Annotated in this window: 7 protein-coding genes; 4 read left to right on the plus strand and 3 right to left on the minus strand. The window is 55.4% G+C overall.

Going from position 1 to position 13409, the window contains the following annotated elements:
- Window positions 1-13 precede the first annotated feature (13 nt).
- The 3 genes from mtnN to EL234_RS05375 all read right to left on the minus strand — a co-directional run bounded on the left by mtnN (window position 14) and on the right by EL234_RS05375 (window position 2518).
- Window positions 14-1360, minus strand: coding sequence for a 5'-methylthioadenosine/S-adenosylhomocysteine nucleosidase (mtnN, locus tag EL234_RS05365; protein ID WP_164712381.1), 1347 nt, complete (start codon window positions 1358-1360; stop codon window positions 14-16).
- On the minus strand, window positions 1357-1815 hold the full coding sequence (locus EL234_RS05370; protein ID WP_126416491.1) for an S-ribosylhomocysteine lyase: 459 nt from the start codon (window positions 1813-1815) through the stop codon (window positions 1357-1359). Before EL234_RS05370 ends, mtnN begins: the two co-directional genes overlap by 4 nt.
- A gap of 274 nt (window positions 1816-2089) precedes the next feature.
- A complete protein-coding gene (locus tag EL234_RS05375; protein WP_126416492.1) occupies window positions 2090-2518 on the minus strand; it encodes a Fur family transcriptional regulator in 429 nt (142 codons plus the stop codon).
- Between the two features lie 532 nt (window positions 2519-3050).
- On the opposite strand from EL234_RS05375, the gene nrdH reads away from it, so the two are divergent.
- The 4 genes from nrdH to EL234_RS05395 all read left to right on the plus strand — a co-directional run bounded on the left by nrdH (window position 3051) and on the right by EL234_RS05395 (window position 13226).
- On the plus strand, window positions 3051-3299 hold the full coding sequence (gene nrdH, locus EL234_RS05380; protein WP_126416493.1) for a glutaredoxin-like protein NrdH: 249 nt from the start codon (window positions 3051-3053) through the stop codon (window positions 3297-3299).
- 10 nt (window positions 3300-3309) lie between these two features.
- A complete protein-coding gene (nrdI, locus tag EL234_RS05385; RefSeq protein ID WP_126416494.1) occupies window positions 3310-3711 on the plus strand; it encodes a class Ib ribonucleoside-diphosphate reductase assembly flavoprotein NrdI in 402 nt (133 codons plus the stop codon).
- The gene (gene nrdE, locus EL234_RS05390; RefSeq protein ID WP_126416495.1) at window positions 3696-5843 is read left to right on the plus strand and encodes a class 1b ribonucleoside-diphosphate reductase subunit alpha; all 2148 of its coding nucleotides are present in this window, start codon (window positions 3696-3698) and stop codon (window positions 5841-5843) included. Before nrdI ends, nrdE begins: the two co-directional genes overlap by 16 nt.
- A 186-nt stretch (window positions 5844-6029) precedes the next feature.
- Window positions 6030-13226 carry an InlB B-repeat-containing protein gene (locus EL234_RS05395; RefSeq protein ID WP_126416496.1) on the plus strand — a complete coding sequence of 2399 codons (7197 nt, stop codon included), beginning with the start codon at window positions 6030-6032 and terminating at the stop codon, window positions 13224-13226.
- Window positions 13227-13409 lie beyond the last annotated feature (183 nt).

A 13409-nucleotide genomic window follows, 5' to 3' on the forward strand; every position in this document is an offset into this window, starting at 1 on the left:
CAATCAGCCTGCCCTAGGAGCGTGTCTGGGCGGCGGTTAATGCTTCGCGCCACGAGCCGAAGCGTTGCCGGATCGCCGCACCGGACGGCAGTTTGCCATAGTTGCCGGAGTCGGTCAGCCATGTCGAATAATTGTTGAACGACGGCTGGCGGTGTTCCCGCTGAGAATCCACAATGTAGGAGCGGATGGCGAACAGGTAGTCGTCGGTCGTGAACTTGAGCCCGCCGCGGCTGCGGCCACGGCGCGGGGTCAACCCGATCGACGCGAGCGCATCATTCCAATAACCGTTGAAGCGCTTGATCACCGTCTGAGACGTGGGTGGCCAGAGGAAACCCTTGCGGTCCTCCTCGGAATAGTTTTCCACAAACTGCGCCCGGTGTTCGTCGTACTTTTTGGCTGTCAACGTGGCGTTGGTGTCCGTTTTCGCAAGCTCGTATCCGGCGACCACGAGCCCCAACGTGTGGTCGCGAACATCTTCTGGCAGGTCAGCGAGGTGAGAGGTGATGTCCTCCATGTCGTCAACCGGCACGTCTGTTGCCGGCTCGAGGTTGTGTGCTCGGGCGAGCATGAGGTACATAGCCGCACGTAACGACGTCGTTGAAAAATGTTGCGCTGGTCCGTGAGCAGAACGTTCGACGTCGAGTGCGCCGGTTCTCCACAACACGTCGATGGCTGTTTTCGCGGCGAGGTTCGCGACGTCGCTCACCGTGGTCTTGAACGTTTCGGCCTGATCGGATGCGGTTTGCCCGCCTGCGACGTCGGAAATCGAGCGGAGCGACACGAACGGCACGTCGAATCCTTGAGCCACCTGTGCAAGCGCCTGCGATTCCATATCCGCAGACAGCGCGCCCGGGAACTGTGTGATGAGCCGTTGCGCAATGTCTTCCGTGACGAAAGAATCAGATGACAGCACAGTGCCCACATGGACCGTCTGGTCGGATTGGTCACGCAGTTGAGCGAGCGGCTCGGCCAGTGATTCGTGGATATCGAAGTACATGGGCTGGCCGGGTACTTGCCCGACGTCGTACCCGAACGCCGTAGCATCAGCACCGCAGTTGATGTACCTCGTGCCGACGACGAGGTCTCCCACCTTGAGCGCCGAATCCAAGCCGCCTGCCGAGCCGATCGAGATGACGATACGGGTGGAATACTGTGCGAGCGCCCAACTGAGCAAAGATGAAGCAGCGACCATTCCAACGCCGGTAGTCAGCAGCAGGATCCGCGACCTGCCCTTACGAGCCAGCTGTGCTTTGCCGTGAGGGGCGCTCACTGACGTGACGGTGAGGTCTTCGAGCTGGCTAAGCATTGGCTTCATCTCGTCTTTCATCGCAGCTACAACGATGGCGTTCACGTTCGTCATGCGTATACAACTCCCCATTCTGCGCGCTGTGCAAGCATGGTGGCCACGGCGGCCTGTGCACCTTCAAGTGAATGACTTTCACCCCAGCCACATTGGACCTCGTTTGCCGCTGGCACAGATTCAGCCGCGAGAATATCGCGGAAAGTAGTTTCGATAAGGTTCATTGTTGATTCCAGATCCGGGGCGCTTGCACGAAGAAGATAGAACCCGGTTTGGCATCCCATAGGGGAAAAGTCGACGACGTCGGACGCGTGGTTTCGCGAGTATTCAGCAAACGAGTGCTCAATCGAATGGATCGTAGGCATACCCAGGTGGTCAACGTTCGGTTGACAAAAGCGGACGTCATACTTGGTGAGAGTTGCCCCTCCTAAATCTTTGACATCCGCGATCCGCACAAACGGCGCTTTCACTTTGGTGTGGTCGAGGTTAAACGACTCGACGTTCATTTCTTCCATTCGCGTCTCCTGCATGTACGTTGCGCGTGTGCAAGGGGCGTCGCACATAAGCATCAAACCCTTGGGTCAATGCTATAGTGGTGATCGCGTTTTTGCTAGGTTTGAAGAAACGTGCACGTCAACGCGTAGCTTGTGCACAAAGGTTCGCTAGTTCGCGGGAGGCTCGCAGTAAGATAGTCACCCATGAGCAAAGCGCTCGCCGGGTAAGGTAAATGCCTGCAGGTGCCGCGAACCGTCGGGTGGTCGCTCGTTGGTGGCCGTTCATCCGTGGCCGTTACTCGGTGTCCGAGCCCGCCTCGCAGTCGGGGCAGAATCCCCAAAATACGACTTCGGCTTCGTCAATGGTGAAACCGTGGTCGTCGTCCGGTGTTAGACACGGGGCAGCGCCGATTACACATGGAATGTTGACGATTTTCCGGCACGAGCGGCACACCAGATGGTGGTGATTGTCCGGCCTGGCGAGCTCGTAGAGCGGCACCGAACCGTGCGGTTCAATCTCTCGAAGAAGACGCTTTTCGGTCAGTGCGTGGAGAACATCGTAGATCGCTTGCGTCGACACCGAGCCCAAACGCCGAGTAACGCCCTTACGCACTTGATCTGCACTCGAGTGTGGGTTTTCGGACAATTCCTCGAGAACAGAGAGGCGTGGGCGGGTGACTCGCAGGCCAACATCGCGCAACTGATCTTTAAATGGTCTCTCCATAACCTTTATTTTCTCTTGAAAGATTCAGTAAAGCAACATTGGTTGGCGAACTGTGACCACTTGGGCGCTACCTACCTTTATGGTTCGTACGACACGCCGGTCGATAAACTGTGGCGCGTTCTGCACTGCCCGAAAAAAATGGCACGTTGTCCACTGCCGTGGATTAATTTATCAACATCCGTGGATAAGTGGAATAAAGATATCCACAGGCTGTGGTTATGTGGATGAAAGCCAGCTAGCCGTGGAACTTGGCGAAACGCCGTGCGCGTCGTCGTGGATATCCTCGTGGATATCTCGCGCTCGTTCGCCGTCGCTCACCGCGGTGATTGGAATCTCTCCACAAAGGGTTTCCGTTGAGTTGCCGCGGAAGGGTGGAAGACACGCCGAAAACACATTATCTAGTGGTGATTAAAAAATTTCCTACTAGGTGTAGTGTTGATATCCGTATTCGAGGTCAGGCCGAAAGCGCCGAGAAAACACCTCGAACCCAAGCTGATAATAAAGGCAATAAAGTCACTTAAGGAGTCATTCAATGGCGATCACCGTATATTCAAAGCCCTCGTGCGTTCAGTGCACTGCGACGATGCGAGCGCTCACAAAGTACGGTCTAGAGTTCACGGAAGTGAATCTCATGGAGGACGACGACGCGCTGGAGACCGTCAAGGCTCTTGGCTACCAGCAGGCTCCGGTGATTTTTGCCGATGGTGAGCATTGGGCTGGCTACCGTCCGGATCGGATCAAGGCTCTTGCCGCAGCCCGAGTAAACTCTGTGACCGCGTAGCGCTGGAGCCATGGTTTACGTCGTCTACTTCTCGTCGGTCACGAACAACACGCATCGGTTCGTGGAAAAGCTGGGCTTTCCGGCCGATCGGATTCCGCTGCGCCCGTCCGATGAGTTTTTGCACGTTGATCGGGACTACGTTCTGATTACCCCCACCTATGGGGGTGGCACCATTCGCGGTGCCGTACCCAAGCAGGTGATCAAGTTTTTGAACGACGAGCACAACCGCTCGTTCATTCGGGGCGTGATCTCTGCGGGTAACACGAATTTTGGCGAAGGCTACTGCCTGGCCGGAGACATCATCTCCGCAAAAACAAAAGTGCCACATATGTATAGGTTCGAACTGCTTGGCACAGACAGAGATCTGCAGCTGGTTCGTGAGGGATTGGAAGAATTTTGGACACGACTTTGACGGATACGAGTAGCGACATCCTGCCGCCAGAGCTCGACTACCATTCGCTGAACGCGCAGCTGAATTTGTACGACGCCGACGGCAAGATTCAGTTCGACGCCGACAAGGAGGCTGTACGCCAGTATTTCCTTCAGCACGTCAACAAGAACACGATGGAGTTCCCCAGCCTTCGGGAAAAGCTCGACTATCTGGTGGAGGAAGGCTACTACGAGCCGGAGGTGCTCGCGCAGTATTCGTTCGACTTCATTAAGTCGCTGTATCAGGCTGCCTACGCCCATAACTTCCGCTTCCCCACATTCCTTGGGGCGTTCAAGTACTACACGTCGTACACGCTCAAGACTTTCGACGGTCAGCGCTACCTCGAACGGTTTGAAGATCGCGTGGTCATGGTGGCCCTGTTCCTCGCGCGTGGCGATGAGCAGATGGCCATGGATCTTATGGAAGAGATGATCACGGGCCGTTTCCAGCCTGCCACGCCCACATTCCTTAATGCGGGGAAGAAGGCTCGCGGCGAGCTCGTCTCCTGTTTCTTGCTGCGCGTGGAAGACAACATGGAATCCATTGCGCGGGCAATCAATTCGTCGTTGCAACTGTCCAAGCGCGGTGGCGGCGTCGCTCTTAATCTGACGAACCTGCGCGAACAGGGTGCGCCGATTAAGCGGATCGAAAACCAGTCTTCCGGCGTCAATCCGGTCATGAAGCTGCTCGAAGATTCCTTCTCGTATGCGAACCAGCTCGGTGCGCGCCAGGGTGCAGGCGCCGTCTACCTGCACGCCCACCACCCAGACATCATGCGTTTCCTTGACACGAAGCGGGAGAATGCGGATGAGAAGATCCGGATTAAGACGCTCTCGCTCGGCGTCGTCATCCCTGACGTCACGTTCAAGCTGGCCCGCGATAACGCGGACATGCACCTATTCTCGCCCTACGACGTCGAACGGGTCTACGGCGTGCCGTTCACCGAAATCTCGGTGACGGAAAAGTATGACGAGATGGTTGCCGACGATCGGATTAAGAAGACGACGATCAACGCTCGGCAGTTCTTCCAAACGCTGGCGGAGATCCAGTTCGAATCTGGCTATCCGTACATTATTTATGAAGACACGGTAAACCGGGCGAATCCGATTGACGGCCGGATTACGATGTCGAATTTGTGCTCGGAGATTTTGCAGGTGTCGACGCCGTCCACCTACAACGCCGATCTGTCCTACGACCATGTTGGCCGCGATATTTCCTGCAACCTGGGCTCGCTGAACATTGCGAAGGCGATGGATTCTCCCGATTTTGGGAAGACGATCAGCACGGCGATCCGCGCGTTGACGGCCGTGTCGGATCAAACGTCAATCGAGTCGGTGCCGTCAATCAAGCGCGGCAATGATCTTTCGCATGCAATCGGGCTCGGCGCCATGAACCTGCACGGCTACCTCGGCCGGGAGCGGATCTACTACGGCTCGCCTGAAGCGCTCGATTTTACGAACATGTACTTCTACACCGTGGCCTACCATGCGATTAAGACGTCGAACGAGATCGCGAAGGAACGCGGCGAGACGTTCTACAACTTCGAGAAGTCGGACTACGCCTCTGGCGTGTACTTCGACAAGTACATCGACCAGGTGTGGGAACCGGAACATGACCGGGTGCGCGAACTGTTCGACGGCATTCACATTCCAACGCAGGACGACTGGCGTGAGCTCAAGGCGCAGGTGATGGAGCACGGCATGTACAACCAGAACCTGCAGGCCATCCCGCCCACCGGGTCGATTTCGTACATTAACCATTCGACGTCGTCGATCCACCCGATCGTGTCCAAGATCGAGATTCGGAAAGAGGGCAAGCTTGGGCGCGTGTACTACCCGGCCGCCTACATGACGAACGACAACCTCGAATACTTCCAGGACGCCTACGAGATCGGTCCGGAGAAGATTATTGACACGTATGCGGTAGCGACCCAGCACGTGGATCAAGGCCTGTCGCTCACGCTGTTCTACCCGAACACCGTGACCACGCGTGACGTGAACAAGAACTATATCTACGCGTGGCGTAAGGGCATTAAGAGCCTGTACTACATGCGTATCCGCCAGGCTGCGCTTGAGGGCACGGAGGTTGAAGGTTGCGTGTCGTGCATGCTGTAGGCGCGTACCAGTCTGAATCTTGATTGATAAGGGCTAAGCGGCCGGAGCAGGTTGTGCTCCGGCCGCTTTTGCCGCTAAAACAACCTACCGATTTGGTTATGAAGTGCAGTAGCATGATCGTGGGTTAGGGAAGCCTTGCCTAACTCGCTACACGTGCACTACATAAACTATTCGAAGGGAAAAGCGTTGAATACGTCATTTTTGCGCGGCTGGAAAGGACGATTCCAGCAAGCGCGCTCAGTGACAGCCGCACTTGCCGCAGCAGCGTTGCTCGGCGTCGGCTTTACGTCCCCAGTACACGCCGCCACTGTGGACGACGGCGCCACAACGGCGTCGCACACTGAATCTACAAATACGTCGATTGCGGTTGACGAAGCTAACTTTCCGGATCCTGCATTCCGGGAACATGTTGCCAGCAAACTCGATCTTGATGGTGATGGTCAGCTGAGTGAAGCAGAGCGGAATGCCGTCACGGAACTCAGACTCACGTGGCACGAATTGACTTCGGCAAAGGGCATTGAGCACTTCCCGAATCTTGAAAAACTGCGGGTGGATAGGAACGAGCTCACCGAACTCGACGTCTCCCAGAATACGAAGCTTGTGGTCCTTGAAGCGTGGGATAACCAGCTCACCGAATTGGACGTGACGGCTCTTCCGAATCTAAAGGAATTGAACGTATCGGGGAATCCTGACCTGCAGAATTTGGACCTGTCGAACAATGTGAACATGTACAGTCTGGAACTCGACAACCACATGTGGCCGGTTCAAGGATGGGAGAATATAAAGCCCATTTTCGTTACCTTGCATGGAGTTCCGATTGCGGAGGATACGGGCGAGGTTGATACCGGGCATCTGGGTGAACTTTTTGATCCAAGGTCGACAACTCGCCTGGACAACGGCAAAATCGAAAACGGCAAGCTCTTCCTTCTCGATAGAGAATTCGACGTGTGGTGGGTCACCGCTAGAGCGATCCACGTGAGGATTGTTGCGCCGAAAATCATTATGTATGGGGTGACGTTCGAGATGAACGGTCACGGCGAGGTGGTTTTTGCGCAGCTCGTGGAGGAAGGCGGAACGGCTACAGAACCGGACACCCCGACCGCGGACGGCTTCGAATTCGACGGCTGGTATGCCGACGCCGAATTCACCACGCCGTTCGATTTCGCCGCCCCTGTCACTGGTGACGTCACGGTGTACGCCAAGTGGAAAGACATGGGCGACGACGACGGCGACGGCGTTGCGAACTGGGCAGACAAGTGCCCGGACACCGCGGAAGGCGTCCAAGTTGATGGTGATGGCTGCGAAATCGTGCTCGTCGTCGTCTCTGAAGTTGCTGAGCCTGTGTATTCTGCCCAAGATGGCGGGATTGTGATCCCAACGGTTGAAGGCGTTGAGTACCTGGTGAACGGCGAGGTCGTCTCGGGTACGGTCCAGGTCGCTCCGGGTACGGTCACGAACGTGACTGCTCGTGCTGTTGACGGTTACGAGATCGCCGACGGCGTGGTGGTTGAATGGAACGTGCAGGCCAGGTTGCAACCAAGGCCGTTTGCCCAGGACATTCCGATTGACGAGGTGCACTTCCCAGATTCTGTTTTCCGGCAGTATATTGCGGAAAAGTTCGACAAGAACAACGATGGCACGCTCAAAGAATCGGAGCGTTGGGGCGCACTCATTCATCTGCCAGATTCGGGCGTGACATCAGCGAAGGGTATTGAATACTTCCAGTACCTGCGGACGTTGAACCTGAAGAACAACGAGTTGACTGAGATTGACGTCTCGTGGAACCCGATCCTGCAAGTCCTGACGCTCGATCAAAACCAGATAACCGAGCTGGATATCAGCAAGAATCCGCGATTGGAAACAGTTTCTTTCGAGGATAACCAGGTCAAGGAGCTCGATGCGTCGAATCTGCCGAAGCTGTATTCGATTTACGCGCAAAATAACGGGCTGACCTCGTTGAACGTGAAGAATTCTCCGGAACTCAATCGGATGTCGTTGCACAACAACCAGCTGTCCGAGCTTGATCTCAGCGAGAATCCTGATTTGGAAAGATTGTTTGTACCGCAGAACAATCTGACGACTCTTGACGTGTCCAATAATCCGAAGCTTGTCTACTTGGATGTGCAAAAGAACAAGCTGACGAGTCTTAACGTGTCGAATCTGGAGAATCTCGATCGGTTGTGGGCGAACGATAACGCTCTGACCACGCTTGACGTGTCGACGAATAAAAACCTGACCTGGCTGCTTGTTGAGAACAATCAGCTGACGGAGGTCAACACGTCAGGGCTCGAAAAGCTTATCTACGTTTACGTACATAACAACAAGCTGACCGAGCTTGATATCACGCAAAGTGAAAACGTCAGGTGGCTGCATATGCGAAACAACAAGATCGCAGATATCGACCTGTCCAATAACACTGCTCTCGAAATTCTGGGTGCGTCGAATAACTACTTAACGGAATTGAATTTCGTTGGCGAGCATCTGGAAAGGTTGTATGCGGATCGCAACGCGTTGACGGCCATTGACCTCACGAAGTCTCCGAAGCTGCAAATTCTGGACCTTTCGGGGAACCATCTGACCGGCGTTGACGTGTCGAATAATCCTGAGCTGACGCATCTCACCGTCTGGTTAAACAAGCTGACAGATCTCGACCTGTCGAACAACAAGAAGATACAACAACTCGAGATCAACTATGATTTGTGGCCGGTGGTAGGCGCTGAAGATCTTGACCTCAAGAATCTCAAACTGCTCGGCCTGCCGATCGTGAAGTCAACGAAACAGTTGGATACCAGTCGGCTTGGCGATTTGTTCGATCCGGACAAGATCGAAAAGGTCTTGAACGGAAAGATCGAGGACGGCAAGCTCTACGTTGACGACGAGGGTCTGTCCGTTAACTGGGTGAGCCCGAGCGGTGTCTACATGGCTGTGTACTCGGCGAACACCTACTCTCATCAGGTGACCTTCGAGATGAACGGTCAAGGCGAGCAGGTGCCGGTGCAGCTCGTGCTTGATGGGCAGAAGGTTGCCGCGCCGGAGGCTCCGGCCGCTGATGGTTTCGAGTTTGATGGCTGGTATGCCGACGCTGAGTTGACCACGCCGTTCGATTTCGACGCGGCTGTCACGGGTGACGTGACGGTTTACGCCAAGTGGAAAGACATGGGCGACGACGACAACGACGGCGTGCCGAACTGGAAGGACGAATGTCCGGCTTCGGCATACAAGGCTGTTGACGAACGTGGTTGCACGAAGGCTCCGGAGCTGCGCAACGTCGTCGACGTCGTCAATGGAACTGTTGGTAAAGAGATCAAGCAGAAGGTTGCCGATGATCACAGCTACGGCGGTTTTTGGAACGTCCAATGCGTTGCCGATGGTCTGCCTGAGGGTTTGACGGTCCAGAGCAATGATTTCGTTCGTGGTTGTGAGCTCACGGGTACGCCAACCGAGGCTGTGGATAATAAGGTGATCACTCTCCGGATTACAGCTGATCCGATCGAAGATGATAACCCGAACGTCCCGCTGCCTGCGACGTTCATTTTGAACATTGTGGAGCCGGCTCCGAAGCCTGTTGAAAATCAGCTTCCGATCGATGAAGTGAACTTCCCAGATCCGGTACTCCGCAAGTACGTTGCCGATGAATTCGACTGGCATAACGATGGCAAGCTCACTGATTCGGAGCGCAATTCCGTCAAGAACATCAACTTGGAGAAGGCCGGCCTGACATCGCTGAAAGGTATCGAGCACTTCCCGTACCTCGCCAATCTGAATGTGTCGGGTAATCAGCTGACTGAGGTTGATGTTTCTGCTAATCAAAAGTTGAGATTCCTGAACCTGAACAATAACCAGGTAGAAGAGATTGACGTCAGTAACAATCCGGATTTGAGGCAGCTTTTTGCAGACAACAACAAGCTGACGGCGCTGGACGTGTCAGATAAGCCAGAGTTGAGCGAAATCCGAGTCAGGAATAACGCGCTCACGTCGCTTGATCTCACGAATTCTCCGAAGATGTCTTGGATCTTCGCGGATAACAATCAGCTGACAGAGCTTGACGTTTCTGAGAATCCGAAGCTGGAAAGACTGTATGTGCCGAACAACAATTTGACGAGCATCGACGTGTCGAACAATCCGAAGCTCTACTACTTCAATGTGCAGAAGAACAAGCTGACGGAACTCGACGTGTCGACGAACAAAGAGCTCGAACGGTTGTGGGCGAACGATAACGCTTTGACCACGTTGGACGTGTCGAAGAATCGTTACTTGCGGTGGCTGATCGTTAACGATAATCAGTTGACGGAGGTCAACACGTCAGGTCTCGGCAATCTCATCTACGTTTACGTGCATAACAACAAGCTGACGGCGCTTGATGTCAAGCACAGTGAAGGCATCGAATGGCTGTATGCACGAAATAACAACCTTGAGAAGATTGATCTGTCTCGTAACGGAGCCCTCGAAGTTCTGGACGTGTCGAACAATTACTTGTCCGAACTGAATTTCGTAGGGCTACATCTGGAGGAGCTGTATGCTCAGACCAATAATGTGACGTCTGTGGATCTCACGAAGGCGAAGAAGCTGAAGATCGCGAACCTGTCAGGTAATCAGCTCAGCGCCATTGACGTGTCGAAGAATCCTGAGCTGACGTATCTGACCCTTTGGTTGAATGACGACCTCACGGCTCTCGACGTGTCAAACAACAAGAAGCTTGAACGGCTTAACATCAACTATGAGTTGTGGCCGTTGGCGAGCGCTGAGGGTCTTGAGCTTGAGACTCTGGGTCTGTTTGGCCTTCCGACCGTGAAGTCGACGAAACAGTTGATCACGGATGGGCTCGGTGACTTGTACGATCCTGAGGCTGCGAGCGAGGCTGCGAATGCGGAGGTCAGGGACGGCAAGCTCTTCATCGTGGATGAATCCAAGGGTATTTCGTGGGTGAGCCCGAGCGGTCTTAACCTGATCGTGTTCTCTGCGAACACCTATTCGCATCAGGTGATGTTTGATATGGGTGGACGCGGCGAGCAGGTGCCGGTGCAGCTGGTCCTTGATGGGCAGAAGGCTACGACGCCGGACGTTCCTGTTGCTGACGGGTTCGAGTTTGAGGGCTGGTTCGCCGACGCCGAGTTTGCGACCGCTTTCGACTTCGACACGGCTATCACGGCTGACGTGACGGTGTACGCGAAGTGGAAGGACGTTGGCGACGACGACGGCGACGGCGTTCCGAACTGGGCAGACAAGTGCCCGGACACTGCGGAGGGCGTCAAGGTCGACGATGACGGCTGTGAAATCCTGCCCGTGGTGGTCTCTGAGGTTGCTGAGCCTGTGTACTCTGCTGAAGCTGGTGGGATTGTCATCCCAACGGTTGAGGGCGTTGAGTACGTGGTCGGTGGCGAGGTCGTGTCTGGGACTGTGGAGGTCTTGCCAGGTACGGTCACGGATGTGACTGCTCGCGCTGTCGATGGTTACACGATCGCTGAGGATGTGGTGGTTGACTGGACTGTGAAAGTTCCGCTGCCACCGAAGCCCGAAGCGGTGACCGAGTACGGTGACTGGGTCGATGGTGAAGCTGATGCAGATCAGCGCATCGTGCATCAGGCTCGTACTGTCAAGAACATCGATTGGACCTGGCGCGCTGCCGAAGGTAAGTGGGCCGAAATGGTCTTCGAGTTCACACAGACGCGTATTCGTCCGATGACGGCTGAGGAGATCGACGCCCTGACGGTGGTGGTCTCTGAGGTTGCTGAGCCTGTGTATTCTGCTGAGGCTGGTGGGATTGTGATCCCAACAGTTGAAGGCGTTGAGTACCTGGTTGGTGGCGAGGTCGTCACTGGGACTGTGGAGGTCTTGCCTGGCACTGTCACGGATGTGACTGCTCGCGCTGTTGAGGGTTACAAGCTCACTGAGGACGTCGTGGCCCAGTGGAGCGTGAAGGCTCCGCTGCCACCGAAGCCGGAAGCGGTCACTGAGTACGGTGAGTGGGTTGACGGTGAAGTCAATAAGGCTGAGCGCGTTGTAATCCAGACTCGTACTGTCAAGAACATCGATTGGACCTGGCGTGCTGCCGAAGGCACGTGGGCCGAGGTGACCTTCGAGTTCACGCAGACGCGTATTCGTCCGATGACTGCCGAGGAGATCGATGCCCTGACGGTAGTGGTCTCCGAGGTTGCTGAACCTGAGTATTCTGCTGAGGCTGGTGGGATTGTGATCCCAACGGTTGAAGGCGTGGAGTACCTGGTTGATGGCGACGTCGTCTCGGGCACGGTCAAGATGAACCCGGGCACTGTCACGGATGTGACTGCTCGCGCTGTTGAGGGTTACAAGCTCGCTGAGGACGTCATAGCCCAGTGGACTGTCGAGGCACCGCTACCACCCAAGCCCGACGTGGTCACTGAGTATGGCGACTGGGTGGATGGTGAGGCTGACCTAGAACAGCGCATCGTGCATCAGACCCGCACCGTGACCACGACTGATTGGACGTGGAGCGCGTCTGAGGCTGCGTGGATCGAAACCGAGGTCGAGTTTGAAGAAACTCGCACTCGGCCGATGACCGATGAGGAGATCGCGGAACTGACTCCCGCGCCTGAGCCTGAGCCTGTGCCGTCGTGTGTGGTGGCTGATGGGTTGAAGGTTGGGTCTCGTGCTAGTGGCGTGCTTGGCGATGCCACTGGTGATGGGATTGCTGACGTGTGGTCGGTTGATTCCGATGGCCGGGTTCATTTCTATGCTGGTAATGGCCAAGGCGGGATCTACGGTGTTGGAGTGGTTGCCTGTGATCAAGGTCAGATCACGTCGATCACTCCGATCCCGGATGTGAATGGTGATAACCGTTCTGACTTGTTGGTCCGCCACAGTGATGGGACTATGCATTACTACTACTCCGATGGAGGCGGCGCCTTGTCCTATGGTAAGCAGGCTGGTCGGGGTTGGAACGGGATGGACAACATCATCTATGTTGGCCGTTTCGGATCAGACCACGTGTTGGTAGCACGCCAGGTTGATAATGGACGGTTGTTTGCTTACAACGTGCGAACTAACGGACTCAACGGCCGTGGCCAGGTTGGGCATGGTTGGGGTCGAACAACCATGATCCTTGCACCTGGTCAGTTCACTGGTGATGGCAACCCTGATCTGATTGGGATTCGGGATGATGGGCGCATGTTCGCCTACCGAGGCCACGCGGACGGCACGTTCTCTGGTGCCGGCCAGGTCGGCCACGGGTGGGCCGGGTTCTCCCACGTTACTATTCCAGGTGACTTGAATGGTGATGGACGCCGTGACCTACTCGGAGTACGCACCGATGGGCGGATGTTCTTCTACCGCAACCTCGGCAACAGCCGGTGGGGACACCCCATCCAAGTCGGCCACGGATGGCACGATATGCACATCCTGTCCTAACCAACCTGGGCCGGGTTGGTAACTGACCTAGGTAACCAACTCGGCCACCTGGCTAGTGTGTAAGGGCGAGCGTGATCTTCACGCTCGCCCTTACACATGCACACGCATCAAAGCCGCGCGTTCTTGCTATATAAGCAGAAATAGCGAGGTTTGGGGCCCGCGAGTCCGGCAGAATTGCTATAT

This window comes from Trueperella bialowiezensis (genome assembly GCF_900637955.1).
In the GTDB taxonomy this organism is placed as follows: domain Bacteria; phylum Actinomycetota; class Actinomycetes; order Actinomycetales; family Actinomycetaceae; genus Trueperella; species Trueperella bialowiezensis.